Origin of the sequence: Actinoplanes sp. NPDC049668, assembly GCF_044465445.1 — a bacterium.
Lineage (GTDB): Bacteria > Actinomycetota > Actinomycetes > Mycobacteriales > Micromonosporaceae > Actinoplanes.
Window position 1 is genome coordinate 296,291 of sequence record NZ_JBITLR010000008.1, and the last position, 16,309, is coordinate 312,599.

The window sequence follows — 16,309 nt, forward strand, 5'->3', positions numbered from 1 at the left end:
GCCCCACCGATACGCCCCACCCCTGACGCCTACTGGAGGCATCCCCAATGCAGGACATCATCGCCCGGCTGCGTGCCAAGAAGCAGGACGAGGGCTTCACCCTCATCGAGCTTCTGGTGGTCGTGGTCATCATCGGCGTGCTGGTCGCCATCGCCGTGCCGGTCTACCTGAACTACCGCCAGGGCGCGGCCGACAAGTCGGCCCAGTCCGACGTGCGCGGCGCGGTCAGCGCGGTGGAGCAGTACTACACCAACAACGGCAACACGTACCCGACCCCGAGCAAGGAACAGGACAACAAGTCCGGCTCCGCCGCGACGTCGACGCTGACGCTTCCGAAGGCCAGCGCCGCCGGTACCGACGCCACGATCACCCTGTCGGACAAGACCCACCTGGCCTACGTCGCAGTCGCCGGCGGCAAGACCTACAAGCTCTGCGCGATCAACGATGGCGGCAGCAACAAGTGGTACCTGTACGACAGCTCGGCCGGCGGTTCGGTCAAGGAAGGCACCGGCACCATGAACCCCACCACCTGCTGATCGGGTAACAGCGCCACGGGTGGCGTCACCGGCCGGTGACGCCACCCATTCCCACCACCGAGGAGGACGCCGTGTCTCAGCCCATGCTGCTCAGCATCGTGGCCCTGCTCGGCCTTGCGGTGGGTTCCTTCCTGAACGTGGTGATCCACCGGGTCCCCCGGGACGAGTCCCTGGTCCGGCCCGGATCGCACTGCCCGCAGTGTGGCGCCGCGGTCCGTAACCGGCACAACCTGCCGGTACTCGGCTGGCTGCTGCTGCGCGGCCGCTGCGCCGACTGCCGCGCCCCGATCAGCGTCCGCTACCCCCTGGTCGAGGCCGGCACCGCCGCGCTCTTCGTGGCCGTAGCGGCGAAGTTCGGCCCCTCCTGGGCGCTGCCGGCCTACCTCTACCTCGCCGCCATCGCGATCGCGCTCGCCCTCATCGACCTCGACGTGATGCGGCTGCCGAACGCCATCGTGCTGCCGTCCTACCTGGTCGCACTGGCCCTGCTGGTGCCGGCCGCGCTGCTCGGCGACGGCCTCGCCCCGATCGTGCGAGGGCTTGCCGCGGCAGCGCTGCTCTGGATCCTCTACCGCGGGCTCGCCCACTTCGGCGGAATGGGCGGCGGCGACGTCAAGCTCGCCCCGCTGCTCGGCTTCTACCTGGGCTGGCTCGGCTGGGGCCCGGTGGCCGTCGGCGCGTTCGCGGCGTTCCTGCTCGGTGGCCTCGTCGGCGTCGTGCTGATGGCGACCCGGCTGGCCGGACGCAAGAGCCGCATCCCGTTCGGCCCGTACATGCTCGCCGGCGCGTTCCTGGCGGTCTTCGCCGCGGCGCCGATCACCAACTGGTACACGTCCCTGCTCATCCCCACCGCCTAAGCCAAGGAAGGAAACCGATGGCTGGCGTCAATCCGATCGGGCTGGACATCGGCTCGTCGTCCATACGTGCCGTGGAGGTCCGCCGCTCGAAGGACGAGTACTCGTTGACCAACTTCGGCCAGGTGCCCCTCCCGCACGGCACGGTCCAGGGCGGCATCCTCGAGGACCCGATCGCGCTCACCTCCGCGCTCAAGCAGCTCTGGGCCGCCTGCAAGTTCAACACCAAGCGGGTCGTGCTCGGCGTCACCAACCCGCAGCTGGTGGTCCGCGAGGTCTCCGTCTCCAACCTGCCGGCCAAGGAGATGCGCAAGTCGCTGCCGTTCCAGGTGCGCGACATGCTGCCGCTGGCGGTCGAACGCTCGCTGCTGGACTTTCGCCCGCTCGAGGAGCCGGGTGACAACCCGACCGTGCGCGGCCTGCTCATCGCCATGCCCAAGGACGCCGTGCTGGCGCTGGTGCAGGCGGTGCACAAGGCCGGCCTGCACGTCGTCGACGTCGACCTGGCCTCGTTCGCGATGCTCCGCGCCGCCTCCCGGCTGGACGCACAGGTCGAGGCCATCGTTGACATCGGTGCCGAGGTCACCAGCGTGGTCGTGCACGCCGACGGCGAGCCGCTGATCGTGCGTACCGTGCCGCGCGGCGGTACCGAGGTCACCGAGAGCATCGCCACCCGGCTCGGCATCCCCACGCCCGAGGCCGAGGCGCTCAAGTGCCGCTTCGGCCTGCACGGCGACGACCGGCCGGACACCGCGGTCGCGGTCGCCGACGCGATCCGCCCGCTGATCAACGAGCTGCGCAGCTCGTTCACCTACCTCGCGTCCGGCGAGCGGCAGAAGCAGGTCACCCGGGTGTCGCTCTGCGGCGGCACCGCCCTGATGCCCGGCCTGGCCGACCACATCCAGAAGCAACTCGGCGTCCAGGTCATGTACGCCGACGCCGCCGGCCGCCTGCGCGACACGCGCGAGGCCCGCCAGCGCGGATTCGACAGTTTCGTGCCGTCGGCAGCGGTTTCGGTCGGCCTGACCCTGGGAGCGGCGGCCTGATGACCACCCTGCTGCCGATCGACCCGGCCGTGTCCCCGCAGCGGGTCAACCGGATCCTGACGATCTCGGCGAGTCTGCTGCCCGAGGAGATCACCGCCGCGCGGCGGGCCCGCCGCGCCGGGCTCTGGGTCGCCGTCGTGGTCCTCCTCGTCGCCGGGCTCTGCGCCGCCTGGTTCACCGCGGCATACCAGCAGACGCAGGCCTCCGAGAAGGATCTTGAGGCCGCCAGCGTCACGGTCGCGGACCTGCAGCGCGAACAGGCCGAGTACTCCGAGACCGTCCGGATACAGGACGGGATCGCCACGCTCAACGGCCAGCTCGAGTCCGTGATGGCGAACGACCTCGACTGGGACGCGTTGCTTGACCGGGTGCGCCAGACCGGCATCCGGTCGGGCGTCGAGGTCGAAGGCGTGAACGGCCGGCTCAACACGGCCGACGGCAGCGGCTCGGCCAAGGCCAACCCGCTGCCCGGCACCAGCACCGAGCCCCTGGTCGGCTCCCTGATCGTGACCGGAACCGGACCGGACAAGCGCGCGGTCGCCGCATACGTCGACGCCCTCGCGAAGGAGACGGTGCTGGCGAACCCCTACGTCACCAGCGTGACGAAGGAGGAGAACGACGACGACCGTGTCTCGTTCAGCCTCACCGCCGACATCACGCAGGCGGCACTCTGCGGCCGGTTCACCACCGAGTGCAAGGGAGGCAACTGATGGGTACCCGCCACGCGGAGCGGCTGTGGGTGATCGCCGGCGTAGCCATCGTCGCCCTGCTCGTCGTCCTCACCTGGCTGCTGCTGGTCAACCCGCAGCACACCGAGGCGGCTGACCTCGAGGAGCAGACCGACGCGTACGTCACCCAGGCCGCCAAGCTGCGCAAGCAGAACGCCAAACTGGCGGCCGATCAGGCCGGGATCAACGAGCTGACCAAGGAGTACAAGGCTCTCGCCACCGCGCTGCCTCCGGACTCCGGCGTTCCGGCGTTCCTGCGCCAGCTGCAGGCGTCCGGCAACGTGGTCGACGTCGACGTCAGCGGCATCACCGTCGGCCAGCCCGAGGCGGAGGAGTCCGCGCCCGGGGTCTGGGCACTGCCGATCCAGCTCACCGCCGAGGGGACCGCCTCCCGGCTCGGCGCCTTCCTCCAACGGTTGCAGGGTTCCGCGCAGAAGCGGGCGGTGCTGATCGAGACCGCCGACCTGAGCAGCGAGGGCGGCGAGGAGATGGGCAACGGGCGGCCGATGAGCCTCAGCCTCACGGTCAAGGCGTTCGTGGCGCCGCCGCCCGGCGCCGGAGCGCCGGTCGTCACCTCGGACTGAGCGTGGTTGACGTCGAGGGCGGCATGCAGACACCCGACGGCGCCTGGCGGGTCGAGGTGGTACGCCGCCGGCAGACCCGGTGGTACCGGATCGTGCACGGCGAGGACGTCATCGACTGGCTGTCCATCGCCGCGGTGGAACGCATCCTCGACGAGGCCGGCGTCGACCGGCGGCTGCTGGTGGAGGTCGATCCGAGATCCAACTCAGGTTCGGCCCGGCGCGGCCGATAAGTCGCACGAGAAATCGGGATCGCCACGCGACGCCGATGCCACCACAGGACGGAGAAGCATGTCAGCCGGCCAGGACCGCGCCAGCGCGCGGCCCGGGGCACCCCAGGCGCCCCGGTCGTCTCGACTGACGCCGGCCTGCCCGGGCGACGAAGGCTTCTCGCTCATGGAGGTGCTGATCGCCCTCACCATCATCAGCACCGTCATGCTCGCCGCCACACCGTTCATGGTGAAATCCGTCGTCGTGGTCGGCAAGCAGCGCTCGATGCAGTCTGCCGTGCAGGTGGCCAACGACGCGGTGGAGCGGGTACGCGCGATCAAACCCGCGTCGTTGGTGCAGGGGCGCAGCGAGCTGGAGACCCGGCAACAGTCGGACCTCGCCAAGGCGGGAAAGACTCCGGACGACAAGCCCACCAAGCTGGCCCTGGAGCTGGCCACGATGGTAGAGGCCTGGGATTCCGCGGCCAGCCCGCCGCTGGGAGTGCGGGCGCCGTTGCCCACCGTTCCCGTCAGCGTGTCGCTGTCCGGCCAGTCCTATGACCAGCAGTGGTTCGTGGGTAGGTGCTGGCAGAGCAAGTCCGCGGGCGGTTCGGCGCAGGACTGCGCGAAGACCGCCAACGCGGGCGACGCGGAGTACATCCGGGTCGTGGTCTCGGTGACCTGGACGGCGAACAGCTGCAACGACACCGCCGCGAACCAGTGCATGTACGTCGCCTCGACGCTCGCCAGCATCGGCGCCGACCCGGTGTTCAGTCTCAACACGCCACCGCCCACGATCCTCGGTCCCAGCACCGCGTTCGCCTACGTGGACGAGGAGGTGGACGGGAACGACGAACTGAACCTGCAGATGCTGAGCAAGGGCGGTGCGCCCGGGATGCTCACCTGGTCGGCCGATCCCGCCAAGATGCCTCCCGGCCTGGCGATCGTGCCCGAGTCCGGCGCGTTCACCGGTGTCCCGACGGCGACCGGCACCTACCCGATCCCGGTGAAGGTGACCGACAGCGCGGACGAGTCCGACACCTTCACCCTCACCCTCACCGTCTACCCGCAGCTGGCGGTCGCCTTCCCCGGCGACCAGACGAGCCAGGTCGGCGACACCGTGAATCGGGCCGTCCTGGCGGCAGGTGGCCGGACAACCTACGCCTGGGAGGCCCTGGACCTACCGGCCGGGCTGACGATCAACCCGGCGACCGGGGTCATCACGGGCACCGTCACGACGGCGTCGGCGCAGAGCGTCACCGTCACCGTCACGGACGCCAACGGCAGGACGGAGTCGACGTCGTTCGTCTGGATCGTCGGAACTCCGCCACCAGGAACCGCGCTGACGGCGAATCGTAAGAACCCGATGACCGTGAACTTGAACGCGAGTGTCAACATCACCATGACCGCACTGGGCGGCAAGACGCCCTACGCCTGGACGGCGCAGGACCTACCGCCCGGACTGTCGATCAACTCGTCCACCGGAGCGGTAACGGGCAGGCCCACCTCCTGTACCCGCTACGTCAGCACGATGACCGTCACCGACAGCGCCGGCAAGAAGTCGTCCACCGAGGTCGTCTGGCTGATGAAGCGCTGCGGCGGCGCGCGGGTGACGTCGCCGAGCCCGTCCATGCCGGACCAGACCACCGTGCTCGGCGCCGTGGTGAACCTGACCGCCAAGACCGACATGGCGCTCAGCTCCTCGCCGCGCTGGACCGCCACCGGGCTGCCGCCCGGACTGTCGATGACCGTCAGCGGCACGGTGACCGGCAGCCCGACGCGGCGGGACACCTACCCGGTGCGGTTCACCGTCACGAACGGGAGCAAGACCTCCGTGCTGATGTTCACCTGGACGGTGAAGTGATGCGCCGGAACGTCGAGGCGGCGCCGCGGCGCGACGATGAGGGCCTCACGCTCATCGAAATGGTGGTCACGATGAGCGTCATGGCCATCGTCATGGTGGTCTTCACCACGGCGATCGCCCAGGTCTACTGGGCGAACAACCGGATCGAGAACTCGGCCGTCGCCCAGTCGCAGCTGCATGTGGCGTTCCAGCGCTTCGATCGGGAGCTGCGCTACGCGTCCTGGATCGGCACACCCGCGAAGGTGGACTCACACACCTGGTATGTCGAGTTCGCCGAGGCCGACCCCACCCGCTGCAACCGGTTGCGCCTGGACACGACGGCGCAACCGACCGGCGGACAGGACGGCACCGGGGTCCTTCAGCTCATCCGGTGGACCCGGGGCACCTGGCCGACGGGCAGCCCGAAGCCTGCCACCAGCGCGTGGGCGACGATCGCCTCGAATCTCGTCGAGGGCACGGATCCGCCGTTCGACACCCAGAACGTCGGTGCCATGCCGTACGCGACCGCCAGCGCCGGCCAGGACTTCAAGACGGCCTTCCAGCGGCTTCGGTTCAGGCTGACGACACGCGTCGGGACCAACACCGCCACGGTGGACACGACCTTCTCCGCGGTGAATTCCGCGAAGGCCACACAGAGCAACGGATGTAGTGAGGGAAGGCCGACGCCATGAGGTTCCTACGCTGGCCGGGACCGCGCCACGACACCGACGACCGGGGCTCGCTGCCCCTGGCGATGCTCCTGACGACGGTGGTCATGGGGCTGAGCGCCGTCATGGTCCCCATCGTCGTCCTACAGGCCGGCAGCACCGCCACGGTCTCCAGCCGCAACAGCGCGCTCGACGCCGCCCGCAGCGGCATCGACGTGGCGCTCGGCCAGATCCGCACCTCGCTGGGCGACTACACGAAGCTGCCGCCGTGCGAGATGGCCAGCCCGGCCGGCACGAACCCGCCGTACACCGTGAGCATCAGGTACTTCGGTGCGTCCGGCGCGGACCTGGGCTGTCCCCCGAACGCCATACCCGTGACGGCCCAACTGTCCGTGACCGGTACGGGCGCCTCGGACACCCGTACGTTGAACGCGACGTACACCTTCAAGACGACCAACGAGAACATCAGCGGCGGCAACATCCGGCTCGACCAGCCGACGAGCCCGTACCTGTGCATGGACTCCGGCGGCACCCGGAGGCCGGCCGTGGGTGCGGCCGTCAAGATGGAGGAGTGCGAGCGCAAGCTCGACAGCAAGGGCAAGCTGGTGTACACCATCAGCACCGACCAGCGGTTCGCGTACACCGAATTCCTCTACATCAAGCTGGTCAACTCGGAGAGCCCGACAGCCCTGAACGGGATGTGCCTCGACGCTCCGATCCCCCGCAAGTCCGGTGACCTCGTGACGTTCAAGCCGTGCGAGGCCCTGAAGACCGCGCGCCAGCAGTGGAGCCTGGACAACAGCTCGAACTTCCGCAGCACCACGAACGGCGTCGATCTCGACAGCTTCTGCCTCAACCTCAGCACTCCCGGCAAGGCCGGCGGCTCGCTCGTGATCGGCGCGTGCGGCGGCGGCGCCGACCAGCGGGTGTTCCGGCCGCAGGCCTCCGTGGGTGCGGGTATGGCCGCGGCCAAGACCCCGACGGGCGAGTCCGCCACCGGTCAGCTGATCAACTTCAAGCAGTTCAGCCGGTGCCTCGACGTCACCAACCACGACGTCAACATGTCGTACATGATCGTGTGGTTCTGCAAGCAGGCGCCGAACGGCGACGTCTCGTGGAACCAGCGATGGACCATGCCGAAGCCGTCCGCCTCCGAGACCAGTGCGGACGTGGGACGGATCCGCACGACCGGCACCAGCAGCCCCGGGGTCTGTCTGCGCAGCCCGCTGTCCACCGCCGTGAACAGGTACGTGACGGTGAAGGCCTGCGCCACGAGCGGCACGCTGGACAACGACATGAAGTGGAAGATCCTCGGCGACACCGGCACCTACGCCACCAGCTACACCGTCGTCGACTTCGAGGGCAACTGCCTCACCCCGACCGACCTGACGGTGGACACCCCCGACACCCACGGCGACGGCACGGCGAAGACGAAGGTCGCCGCCTGCGACGGCAGCCTGCTGCAGAAGTGGAACGCTCCGGCGAACCTCACCGATCCGGACACCCTGACCAACACCGTGGAGAAGTAGGCCGGGGTCAGGGAATCCGCCAGACCGTCGTCGGCCCGGCGCTCGTCGGGCACGCCAGGTACACCGCCAGCGCCGTGCAGCCGTACGGCGCGGCGGTGTCCAGCGCGCCGACCGTGTGCACCGCGCCGTCGCCGGCGGCCGGGTCCGCGACGTTGACCCAGGTCCGGCCGAGGATCTCGGTGTCCGCCCGCAGCTCCATGCCGCCGATCACGATCGAATGGCCGAGCTCGCGCCGCACCGCCCCGGTGCGGGCGTCGAGGATCGCCGACCCGGCTTCCTCCTGCCGGTCGTAGGCGAGCAGCGTCCCGTCGCCCAGCGACGAGGCGCCGCCCCAGGCCGGGTCGGACCAGCGCACCGACCCGTCCGCCGGGTCGAGGCCGCTGAGCCGGGCGCCGTCGGAGACGCAGAGCACCGGCCCGCAGTCGTTCACCCACCCGGCCGGCCCGTCCACCGTCCGCCACCTCTCGGCCAGGTCCGGCAGCCCGAACGCCGTCAGCGAGGCGTGGCCGTCGTCGCCGCGCGACAGGTACAGCCGGTCGCCGGAGACGGTGACTCCGACGAAGCCGGTGAGGTAGTCGTCGGTGAACTCCATCGGCAGCCGAACGCCCAGGTCTCCCGCGCCGAGCACGGTCCCGTCGGCGAACCGCAGCGTGGTGACGCGGCCGTCGACCCCGACGAAAACGATCCGGTCCGGGTCGTCCTCGAAGAGGTCGTCGTTGCGGATCTCGCCGACGCCGTCGATGATCCGGGTCCAATCCGTCGCACCCGTACGGGCGGAGACGAGCCGCAGCTCCGTGCCCCCGTCCTCGGTGTCCGCCCGCAGGAGCGCGCGGCCGCCGGTCATGGTGATCACCGACGTGTTCGGCGCGTCCAGCCGCCAGAGGACCCGGCCGTCCCGCGCGTCGAGGAACGACACCCGCGGCTCGGCGCCGGAGCGGGCCAGCAGGATCCCACCGTCGAGCACCAGGTTCTGCACATTCTGCGGCAGCGACGTCGCCCACACCTGCTCGCCGCCCGGGAGCGCGTACCGGCGTACCCCGGACTCGCTGTTCGGGTTCTGGCCGAACGCGGCCGTGTAAAGGGCGTCCGGGCCGAGGGTGAAGGCCGCCGCGGCGGTGCCGCCGGCGGCCAGGACCGGCCGCATGGCCGGCGGCGGCGCGGTGGCCGCCGCTAGCGTCAGCAGGGCCGCCACCAGGACACCGAGCAGGAGGGCCGGCCGCGGCACGGCGATGCGCGGTCCCGGCGATTCGGCGTCGGCCGGCGCGCGGGGCGCAACATCGAGATCGATGAGAGGTACGGCGTCAGCCACGTGCCAAGCATGCCCCGGTAAGCCCGCGCAGGGTACGGTTCGAACCCGATCATCACTGTGGGTAGGCTGCCGGTATGTCCTACACGGTCCCGCCGACCCGCACGGCGGCGGTCGTCCGCCAGCTGCGTAACGAGATCGTCACCGGAGAGCTGCCTCCCGGGACTTTGATCAAGGACGCCGAGCTCGCCGGCCGCCTCGGTGTCAGCATCACACCCGTGCGCGAGGCGATCGCCCAGCTGTCGGTCGAGGGCCTGATCGACATCGCGCCGAACCGCACCCGGCACGTCACGAGGGTGACCCAGCAGAACGCGCTCGAGCTGATCGACGTGATGCAGGTGCTGGCCTGCGCCGGCTTCGCGTGGGGCGTGCACCACCTGACGGAGACGCACATCGACCTGATGCGCCAGCGCCAGAAGGAGTTCACGGAGTGCGTGCGCACGGGCAACGTGCTGGCGGCCGGCGAGGCCGGCGCGGACTTCAGCACCATCGTGATCCAGGCGAGCGGCAACCGTGAGCTGCAGGTGATGCTCGACCTGGTGGTGGCCCGCACGACCCGCATCCTGGCGGGCTCGGAGGACGGCCTCTGGCAGACCTGGGTCACCGGCCACGACGACATCCTGGAGCTGCTCGACGCGGGCAACACGGCCGGTGCGCTGGAACGCTACCGCCGGATCTTCGTGGACCATCGCGCCGAGGTCGAGCGCGTGCTCCTCGACGACTGACCGGGCCCTACAGCTCGGCCAGCCGCGGCAGCAGCGGGGCGAGCGCCTCGAGCCCCGGCCGGCGTACCACGTAGCGGGTGATCCCCCACCGCTCGCGATGCGCCCGCACCGCCGCGACGATCTCGTCCGCGGTGCCCACCAGCACGAACGGCACCGCCTGCAGCTCGGCCTCGGTCATCCCGAGCTCGCCCGCGTTCTCGGCGAGCGCGGCACCCGCGTCGTCGGTGATCTCGACCTGCTGCACCAGCGCCTCCAGGGTCGCGTCGCCGCCGTCGCGCGCCAGCCCCACCTGCGCGTCGATGTCGGACAACCGCCAGCGGGCCTCGTGCCGATGCCCGTCGGCCAGCGTACGGCCGAAGCCGGTCAGGCCGACGATGTCCGCGTGCTCGCCGGCCCAGCGCAGCAGCCGCGAGTTCGCGGTGCCGATGGTCAGCGGAATCCGCTCCTGCACCGGCCGCGGCGCCGCGAGCTCGGCACCGGACATGGTGAGCACCGGGGTGTCCACGGTGACCTTGTCGCCGGCCAGCAGGGCCATCGTCGCCTCCGCGACGGCGATGCAGCGCTCGACCCGGCCGCGCACGTCCGGCCGGCTGCGGCCGATCGCCTCCCACTCGGCGGGCGTGTGCCCGGCGCCGAGGCCCAGCACCGCCCGGCCGCCGGAGACCACGTCCAGGGTGGCGACGTCCGCGGCCAACAGGATGGGCTCGCGGACGGCGGCGTTCGAGACATTCGAGCCGAGGCGGATGCGCGTGGTGACGGCGGCGGCCGCGGCGAGCGCGACGAACGGCGCGGCGCAGGAGCCGGGATGGTCCGCCGCGAGCAGCGTGTCGAAGCCGGCCTCCTCCGCGCGGCGGGCGAGGTCCAGCCAGTCGGCGGCGGAGGTGGGCTGAGCCTGGAGCGCGAAGTCGGCCATTTCGCGATTCTGGCCGTCCGCACCGCGGCGCGCTGACCCCGGCGGCCCGGTTTCGCTGTCGGCGTACGTGATCGTTCACTAGCCTCGGCAGCATGGAGGACCTGGCCCTGCGACTGGCCGCGATCGACGCCGACGCCGGCGCGGCGCTGCGGGTGATCTCGTACTTCGACTCCCTGGCGGGTGGGCGGGCGGAGCTGCAGCCGATCATCCGCGGCGCGGCCATCCTGGCGGACTGCCCCGCCCGGCTGCTGGTCCCGGCCCGCCGGGTCCGGATCCGGGTGACCCACGCGGGCCGGACGGAGTGGCGCGCCGAGGCGCCGGACGCGTGCTGGATGTCGATCGCGGTGGGCACCGTGACGCTGTGGCTGGAGCGGCCCGGCCCCGCCGGCCCGGTCGAGGCGATGATCCTGGCGCGGGCGGCGGACGCGGTACTGGCGGCCCTGGACCGGACCCGCGGCCGCGGCCGCTGCTGACCGGCTACCCCTCGAGCAGCCGGGTGAGGTTGGTGAGGCTGGTGATCAGCGCGCTCGTGTAGCCGGTGATCCGGCCCGCCCACTTGGCCACCGCGGACGCGATCTGCGCGGCGACCACCGGGATCGTCACCACCAGCAGCGACTCCGCCGCCCACACGATCACCCGGGCCACCAGGTCGGCGATCAGGTCGCGCACCAGCTCACGGGTGAACGACACCAGGTTGCCCGCCGCCCGCGTCGCCGAGGACATCGTCGCCGCCAGCACACCCAGGCCGCCGATCGCCTCGACGTTGTTCCCCATCAGCCCCTGGTACGCCGCCGCGGCCGGCCCCCGCCAGTCGGGCAGGTCCGCGGCGAGACACGACCGCAGGTCGACGGCCATCTCCTCCAGCGCGCCGGCCATGTTCTGCCACGTCACGGCGTGCGCGGCGACCGCGTCCGGTATCCCGGCGAGCCGGTCGAGCATCTCGCGCAGCGGCTCGAAGTACTCCATCGCCCAGCCCAGCCCGCTGGACAGCAACGTGCTGAACGGGTCGAGCACGGCCGCGGTCGCCTCGAGCGCCAGCGACCCGCCGGCGAGCGCCTGATCGACCCACCCGCCGCCGTCCACCGCCTGCCGCAGCCCCTGAAAGCCGCCGACCAGCGAAACCCCCGTCCACGCCGTACGCGTCGACGTGACGTCCGCGACCAGCGACTCGTCGGCCATCGCGGCCTCAGACCCGCCCGGCCCGGTGCACCCGCTCCGCCGCCGCCTCGTCCACCCGGTCGTAGTCCCGCCCGGCCCCGGCCAGCGCATCCGTCGCCAGCCGCAGGTTCTCCTCCACGTACGCGATCAGCTCGTCCTGGGTGGCATGCCGCCCCTGCAGAATCCCGGAGATCCACCCGCACAGCAGCCCGTACGCCGCGTCGTCCCGGGCGATGGCGGCGCTGGCGGCCTTCACCGCACCGAACCGCCGCTGCACCGCGTCGACCCTGGCCACGTGCTCCCGCAGCTGCCGCACGTCAACGGAGAACTCGTCCGCCACCGCGTCACCCCGCCACGCCGGGCCCGGCACCGCCCGCGTCCGGGCCGCGCAGCCGCTCGGCCATGCGGTCGGCGATCGCCCGCCCCGCCACCGACTCGCCACCCATGACGTCCCGCACGATCTGCCGGGACCGGTCGGCGGCGCTGGACCGGGCCTCGCGGACCGCGCTCAGCACCGCCCGGGACACGACGTCCGGCTGGGCGTGCTGGATCCGTTCGCTGAACCGGATGTCCACCAGCGCACCGGTGGAATCGATGGTGACCTCGGCTATCCCGTTGGCGTCCTCGGCGGTGACCCGCAGGCTCTCGAGGCGCTCGCTCACGGCCTGCGCGTCGACGGCCATCCGATCGACACGGCCCTGCCAGTCCCGCAGATAGTCCCTCGCCCCGTCCGGGTCGAGGATGCCGCCCTCATCGGACAACCCGGTCGTCATCCACCGCCTCCAGACCCACGAAGGACCAACGAGAACTGGCTGGACTCTACCAACGCGACACCCCGCGGCGGGGCCCTCGCCGGATCGACCCCTACCGCTCCACCTCGCCGATCACCTCGCGCAGCATCTTGGCGAGATCACCGAGAAACAGTGCCGCCCCGGCGTCCGACGGATCGTCGAGGACCCAGTTCGCCTCCCACCCGACCAGCCGCGCCAGCGTGCCCGGGGGATGTTGCTCTGCCACGACAGCTTCGAGGGCGGCCAGATCCCCGTGATGCCGCGTGGTGCCGAAATGCGCCGTCCGCCGGAGATCCGCGCGGACCTCGTCGAGGCTGTCGGCGTCCAGGACATGGCTACCCAGGAACTCGCGGACCCGGTCGAGCGACGAGAGCGCATTCCGCGCCTCGATTCGCGCGCGCATCGGCTCCGGAAGGCGGGAGATGTCCATCAACTCACATTATCCCCAGCGGAAAGGCCGTGAGTATGAAGAGCTCCGGCGGATCCGACCCTGGGACGAGCCGGATCCTCACCTTGACGAAGCTGGTCTCGGAATAGTGCGAATTCCGGGGTCCGGCGCCGTACATCCCGTCGTTGTAGTACCCCTGACCGACACGGTGCCCCGCGTCGAAGCTGCTGTCGTGCGCACCTTCGAGCGCCAGATCGTCGCGGATCCGGTCCCAGTTGCGTTCGACGTAGTCGTTGACGGTCCGATTCATGGTCGACGGATCGGACCACCGGTAAGACCAGTTCTCCGGGTTCTGCCAGGGACTGTCGCCGTAGATCCGGCCCTCGATCGTCCGCCGGCCGGGATCTCTCGGCAGCGGAATGCCGGGGCCGTGCCGACCTTCGGTGTGCGCACCATGGCTGCCGTAAGCAGCGTCATTGGCCGCGATGTTGAATGTCGGCGGATCCGCGCCGAGCTGATCGCGACGACGCATGATCTCGGCAAGCCTGATGTCGTCCGGATGCGCGGCCGGAGCCGAGGGCCCGGTGTCGTCCCGGCCCGGCGTGCCGCCGTCTGCCGTTGCCCGCCCCTGCCGTAGGACCCGGGCGATCATCTGCTGCGCCTGGGCCACATTGCCGGCCGCGCGCGGCCCCGCCGCGTCCCCGTCCGATCCCCGGCGTCTCGGCGGTTCTCCGCCTTCGCCGGTCCCGCCGCCGTGGGGTGCCCTGGGTCGACCCGTCACAGTCCTGCCCGTTTCGCAGCCGTGGTCGCAGGCGGCACAGTCTAACAACCGGTAGGTTTCCTCCTATATGGAAGTTCTCGCGATGCGGAAGGACGCGGATGAAACGGCAGGAGATCGAGGATGAGCTGTCCACGGCCGGAGCGCAGGAACTGCTCGACTCCACCTCGGCCGCCCACCTCGCCTACACCGGCAAGGACGGAACGCCCCGGGTGATCCCGGTCGGCTACTTCTGGACCGGCACCGAGTTCGTGGTCTCCACCGCCGCGACCGCGCCGAAGGTCTCGGCACTCACCGCCCGCCCGGACGTCGCCCTCTCCATCGACGGCGGGAACACGCCCGGCCAGGCCCGCGCCCTCTCGATCCGGGGCCGGGCGGAGATCGAGATCGTCGACGGCGTGGTCCCGGAGTACCTGGCCGCCGCCCGCAAGTCCATGGGCGACGAGGCCGCGGCCGAGTTCGAGCGAAATGTCCGCCTGATGTACCCGCAGATGGCCCGCATCGCGATCGCGCCGCGCTGGGCCCGCTTCTACGACTTCAACGCCGGCCGCCTGCCCCGGTTCCTGCAGAAGCTCGCGGAACAGTCACAAAACTGACGAAACGGTAGGAACGTACTCGAGTACGACGGCCCGTAGGTAGCGCGGTTCGGTGGGTAGATCCGCCGAGCCCACCGCGAACATCAGCGGACTGCCCGGGGTCCCGGCGATGCCGTGCAGGCTCATGCCGACCGCGTCCGGCGGCTGCGGCGCGGGCGCGCCGACCCACGCGCCCGTGCGGTACGCGGCGAGGCTCGCGCTGGGCGCCTGGGTGTTCTCGATCAGCCACGGCACCCCTGCCGGGTCCGTCGCCACGTCCGGCAGCGCGCCGTCGGGCACGTCCCGGAGCACCTCGAAGAGCCCACCGCCGCCGCGCACGGCCAGCCCGCCGTCCCCGACCGCCCACAGCTCAGCGGACGAGCGGCCGTCGATCGCGTCGAACGAGGACTCCTGCTCGTTGATGCCCACCTGGACCGTGCGCCAGATCGAGCCGTCCCAGTGGAAGAGCAGCGGGCCCTTGAAGCCCTTCCAGGCGCCGTTGCCAGCGGCCCAGACGTCATCCGGGCCGAAGGCCTTGACCGCGGTGACGGTGCAGAAGTTCGGCATGCCGCCGAAGGACGTGCCGCCGGTGCGGCACTCGGCGGGCGACTGGTGCGACCGCCAGGATCGGCCGTCCCACTGCTCGATGATCACATCGCTCTGGTCATTGCCTACCACCCAGGCCTGTCCACCCGCGACGGTCAGCCCGGTGATCAGCGGGATCCCCTTCTCCTCGCCGCGCGGGAACGGCACCTCGCGCCAGGCGGTCCCGTCGTAACGCAGGATGTGCGTCGCCTGCTCCTCGGGGGTGGGGGCGGCAGTGCTGCCGACCGCCCAGACGTTCGCCGGCGAGTCGGCCGCGACCAGGCCGAACCGGCCGTGCCAGGCGATCGGCGGCAGCTGCGCGCGCGCCCAGCCCGCCGCGTCCCGCTGGAGGATCAGCGGGGTACCCGAGTCGTCCGGCCGCTCGGGCGAGTAGGCCTCGCTGCCGACGGCCCACGCGTGCGTGGCGTCCACCGACACGACGTCCGACAGCCCGCTGGTCGGCCCGGCCAGCTCTGGCACCGCGGCCAGGCGCCAGGTCGGTGCCGACGCGGCCGGTGCCGACGCGGCCGGCGACGGCGCGTCGCTGCCGGCGGCTCCGGGCGGCGGGCCGGCGGCGGGCGCGGAGAGCACCGGGTTCTTCGCCGAGCCGCCCGGGACGGCGCACCCCGATGCCGCCAGGACCAGGACCAACGCCACAGCAATCTTGCGCATGGCGCCGATGATCCCAGAGCGACGCCATCCGCGTGCTCTTGCAGGGTGATGCCCCGGCCGGCGGCCGGGGCATCACCGGGTGCGGCTACGGGCGCTGGCCGGCTTTGTCGACGATGGCGACCCGCAACAGCGCGGCCTTGTAGATGACCTCGCCCGGCTTCGGCGCCGAAGCCATCATGGTGACCTGGCCGATCCGCCTGGCCTTGTCCAGCGAGGAGATCACCTCCAAGCCGGTCAGGTCGAACTCGGCGCCGATGAGGTTGTGTCCTCTACGCACCGGCCGAGAACGTCTGTCCATGATCAATTCCGAGGTTCGGTGCCCCCCGACTCGACGCCCGATCATCTAAGGTGCTGGCAACAATCGATGATCATCCTCGGTGTCCATCGACCGACTGGCTCGCTTGTCTGTTCCCCTATCACTTTG

General features: G+C 71.0%; 21 protein-coding genes. 12 read left to right on the forward strand and 9 right to left on the reverse strand.

Translation table 11 applies throughout. The features are described from left to right. The first annotated feature begins 47 nt into the window (after positions 1 to 47). The 9 genes from ACIBSW_RS32330 to ACIBSW_RS32370 all read left to right on the forward strand — a co-directional run bounded on the left by ACIBSW_RS32330 (position 48) and on the right by ACIBSW_RS32370 (position 7,994). Complete coding sequence (locus ACIBSW_RS32330; RefSeq protein ID WP_354720072.1) at positions 48 to 536, forward strand: prepilin-type N-terminal cleavage/methylation domain-containing protein; 489 nt, start codon at positions 48 to 50, stop codon at positions 534 to 536. 71 nt (positions 537 to 607) lie between these two features. Next, entirely contained in the window at positions 608 to 1,393 is a 786-nt protein-coding gene (locus ACIBSW_RS32335) for a prepilin peptidase (protein WP_354720070.1), read from the forward strand. 17 nt (positions 1,394 to 1,410) lie between these two features. Continuing rightward, complete coding sequence (gene pilM / locus ACIBSW_RS32340) at positions 1,411 to 2,436, forward strand: type IV pilus assembly protein PilM (RefSeq protein WP_354720068.1); 1,026 nt, start codon at positions 1,411 to 1,413, stop codon at positions 2,434 to 2,436. Then, positions 2,436 to 3,146 (forward strand): PilN domain-containing protein, encoded by a 711-nt coding sequence (locus ACIBSW_RS32345; protein ID WP_354720066.1) that lies wholly within the window; start codon positions 2,436 to 2,438, stop codon positions 3,144 to 3,146. Before pilM ends, ACIBSW_RS32345 begins: the two co-directional genes overlap by 1 nt. Continuing rightward, entirely contained in the window at positions 3,146 to 3,748 is a 603-nt protein-coding gene (gene pilO / locus ACIBSW_RS32350; protein ID WP_354720064.1) for a type 4a pilus biogenesis protein PilO, read from the forward strand. The genes ACIBSW_RS32345 and pilO overlap by 1 nt, the downstream gene beginning before the upstream one ends. A gap of 2 nt (positions 3,749 to 3,750) precedes the next feature. After that, the gene (locus ACIBSW_RS32355) at positions 3,751 to 3,978 is read left to right on the forward strand and encodes a hypothetical protein (protein WP_354720062.1); all 228 of its coding nucleotides are present in this window, start codon (positions 3,751 to 3,753) and stop codon (positions 3,976 to 3,978) included. 58 nt (positions 3,979 to 4,036) lie between these two features. Further along, positions 4,037 to 5,818: a putative Ig domain-containing protein gene (locus tag ACIBSW_RS32360; protein WP_354720060.1), complete on the forward strand. Its 1,782-nt coding sequence runs from the start codon at positions 4,037 to 4,039 to the stop codon at positions 5,816 to 5,818. Next, positions 5,818 to 6,489 carry a prepilin-type N-terminal cleavage/methylation domain-containing protein gene (locus ACIBSW_RS32365; RefSeq protein ID WP_354720058.1) on the forward strand — a complete coding sequence of 224 codons (672 nt, stop codon included), beginning with the start codon at positions 5,818 to 5,820 and terminating at the stop codon, positions 6,487 to 6,489. Before ACIBSW_RS32360 ends, ACIBSW_RS32365 begins: the two co-directional genes overlap by 1 nt. After that, on the forward strand, positions 6,486 to 7,994 hold the full coding sequence (locus ACIBSW_RS32370) for an RICIN domain-containing protein (RefSeq protein WP_354720056.1): 1,509 nt from the start codon (positions 6,486 to 6,488) through the stop codon (positions 7,992 to 7,994). Before ACIBSW_RS32365 ends, ACIBSW_RS32370 begins: the two co-directional genes overlap by 4 nt. Positions 7,995 to 8,001: 7 nt before the next feature. Here ACIBSW_RS32370 and ACIBSW_RS32375 read toward each other — a convergent pair whose 3' ends face one another. Continuing rightward, positions 8,002 to 9,303 carry a PQQ-binding-like beta-propeller repeat protein gene (locus tag ACIBSW_RS32375; RefSeq protein WP_354720054.1) on the reverse strand — a complete coding sequence of 434 codons (1,302 nt, stop codon included), beginning with the start codon at positions 9,301 to 9,303 and terminating at the stop codon, positions 8,002 to 8,004. Positions 9,304 to 9,377: 74 nt separating this feature from the next. Between ACIBSW_RS32375 and ACIBSW_RS32380 the strand changes: the two genes are divergently transcribed. Next, complete coding sequence (locus ACIBSW_RS32380; protein WP_354720052.1) at positions 9,378 to 10,025, forward strand: GntR family transcriptional regulator; 648 nt, start codon at positions 9,378 to 9,380, stop codon at positions 10,023 to 10,025. Positions 10,026 to 10,032: 7 nt separating this feature from the next. Here ACIBSW_RS32380 and ACIBSW_RS32385 read toward each other — a convergent pair whose 3' ends face one another. Beyond that, positions 10,033 to 10,938 (reverse strand): LLM class flavin-dependent oxidoreductase, encoded by a 906-nt coding sequence (locus tag ACIBSW_RS32385; protein ID WP_354720050.1) that lies wholly within the window; start codon positions 10,936 to 10,938, stop codon positions 10,033 to 10,035. A 92-nt stretch (positions 10,939 to 11,030) separates the two neighbouring features. On the opposite strand from ACIBSW_RS32385, the gene ACIBSW_RS32390 reads away from it, so the two are divergent. Next, positions 11,031 to 11,411 carry a hypothetical protein gene (locus tag ACIBSW_RS32390; protein WP_354720048.1) on the forward strand — a complete coding sequence of 127 codons (381 nt, stop codon included), beginning with the start codon at positions 11,031 to 11,033 and terminating at the stop codon, positions 11,409 to 11,411. A gap of 4 nt (positions 11,412 to 11,415) precedes the next feature. Here ACIBSW_RS32390 and ACIBSW_RS32395 read toward each other — a convergent pair whose 3' ends face one another. From ACIBSW_RS32395 to ACIBSW_RS32415, 5 genes are all read right to left on the reverse strand, one after another. Continuing rightward, positions 11,416 to 12,117, reverse strand: a complete 702-nt coding sequence (locus ACIBSW_RS32395; protein WP_354720046.1) for a hypothetical protein — start codon at positions 12,115 to 12,117, stop codon at positions 11,416 to 11,418. A 7-nt stretch (positions 12,118 to 12,124) separates the two neighbouring features. After that, positions 12,125 to 12,436, reverse strand: coding sequence for a hypothetical protein (locus tag ACIBSW_RS32400; RefSeq protein ID WP_354720044.1), 312 nt, complete (start codon positions 12,434 to 12,436; stop codon positions 12,125 to 12,127). A 4-nt stretch (positions 12,437 to 12,440) separates the two neighbouring features. Beyond that, entirely contained in the window at positions 12,441 to 12,869 is a 429-nt protein-coding gene (locus ACIBSW_RS32405; protein ID WP_354720042.1) for a YbaB/EbfC family nucleoid-associated protein, read from the reverse strand. A gap of 91 nt (positions 12,870 to 12,960) precedes the next feature. Next, entirely contained in the window at positions 12,961 to 13,317 is a 357-nt protein-coding gene (locus ACIBSW_RS32410) for a hypothetical protein (RefSeq protein WP_354720040.1), read from the reverse strand. A 4-nt stretch (positions 13,318 to 13,321) separates the two neighbouring features. Then, positions 13,322 to 13,927, reverse strand: a complete 606-nt coding sequence (locus ACIBSW_RS32415; protein WP_354720038.1) for a hypothetical protein — start codon at positions 13,925 to 13,927, stop codon at positions 13,322 to 13,324. Between the two features lie 227 nt (positions 13,928 to 14,154). On the opposite strand from ACIBSW_RS32415, the gene ACIBSW_RS32420 reads away from it, so the two are divergent. After that, entirely contained in the window at positions 14,155 to 14,649 is a 495-nt protein-coding gene (locus ACIBSW_RS32420; protein ID WP_354720036.1) for a pyridoxamine 5'-phosphate oxidase family protein, read from the forward strand. On the opposite strand, the gene ACIBSW_RS32425 is transcribed toward ACIBSW_RS32420, so the two are convergent. Both ACIBSW_RS32425 and ACIBSW_RS32430 read right to left on the reverse strand, forming a co-directional pair. Beyond that, entirely contained in the window at positions 14,638 to 15,885 is a 1,248-nt protein-coding gene (locus ACIBSW_RS32425; RefSeq protein WP_354720034.1) for a hypothetical protein, read from the reverse strand. The two genes, ACIBSW_RS32420 and ACIBSW_RS32425, sit on opposite strands and share 12 nt — an antisense overlap. A gap of 85 nt (positions 15,886 to 15,970) precedes the next feature. Next, positions 15,971 to 16,162, reverse strand: coding sequence for a hypothetical protein (locus tag ACIBSW_RS32430; RefSeq protein WP_354720032.1), 192 nt, complete (start codon positions 16,160 to 16,162; stop codon positions 15,971 to 15,973). Positions 16,163 to 16,309: the final 147 nt, after the last annotated feature.

Bases quoted from the DNA above. Each gene is read 5' to 3' on its own strand.
- ACIBSW_RS32345 (WP_354720066.1), top strand. From the start codon at position 2,436: ATGACCACCCTGCTGCCGATCGACCCGGCCGTGTCCCCGCAGCGGGTC.
- ACIBSW_RS32410 (WP_354720040.1), bottom strand. From the start codon at position 13,317: ATGGACATCTCCCGCCTTCCGGAGCCGATGCGCGCGCGAATCGAGGCG.
- ACIBSW_RS32390 (WP_354720048.1), top strand. From the start codon at position 11,031: ATGGAGGACCTGGCCCTGCGACTGGCCGCGATCGACGCCGACGCCGGC.
- ACIBSW_RS32385 (WP_354720050.1), bottom strand. From the start codon at position 10,938: ATGGCCGACTTCGCGCTCCAGGCTCAGCCCACCTCCGCCGCCGACTGG.
- ACIBSW_RS32380 (WP_354720052.1), top strand. From the start codon at position 9,378: ATGTCCTACACGGTCCCGCCGACCCGCACGGCGGCGGTCGTCCGCCAG.
- ACIBSW_RS32395 (WP_354720046.1), bottom strand. From the start codon at position 12,117: ATGGCCGACGAGTCGCTGGTCGCGGACGTCACGTCGACGCGTACGGCG.
- ACIBSW_RS32405 (WP_354720042.1), bottom strand. From the start codon at position 12,869: ATGACGACCGGGTTGTCCGATGAGGGCGGCATCCTCGACCCGGACGGG.
- ACIBSW_RS32425 (WP_354720034.1), bottom strand. From the start codon at position 15,885: ATGCGCAAGATTGCTGTGGCGTTGGTCCTGGTCCTGGCGGCATCGGGG.
- ACIBSW_RS32370 (WP_354720056.1), top strand. From the start codon at position 6,486: ATGAGGTTCCTACGCTGGCCGGGACCGCGCCACGACACCGACGACCGG.
- pilO (WP_354720064.1), top strand. From the start codon at position 3,146: ATGGGTACCCGCCACGCGGAGCGGCTGTGGGTGATCGCCGGCGTAGCC.
- ACIBSW_RS32330 (WP_354720072.1), top strand. From the start codon at position 48: ATGCAGGACATCATCGCCCGGCTGCGTGCCAAGAAGCAGGACGAGGGC.
- pilM (WP_354720068.1), top strand. From the start codon at position 1,411: ATGGCTGGCGTCAATCCGATCGGGCTGGACATCGGCTCGTCGTCCATA.
- ACIBSW_RS32360 (WP_354720060.1), top strand. From the start codon at position 4,037: ATGTCAGCCGGCCAGGACCGCGCCAGCGCGCGGCCCGGGGCACCCCAG.
- ACIBSW_RS32365 (WP_354720058.1), top strand. From the start codon at position 5,818: ATGCGCCGGAACGTCGAGGCGGCGCCGCGGCGCGACGATGAGGGCCTC.
- ACIBSW_RS32420 (WP_354720036.1), top strand. From the start codon at position 14,155: ATGAAACGGCAGGAGATCGAGGATGAGCTGTCCACGGCCGGAGCGCAG.
- ACIBSW_RS32415 (WP_354720038.1), bottom strand. From the start codon at position 13,927: ATGATCGCCCGGGTCCTACGGCAGGGGCGGGCAACGGCAGACGGCGGC.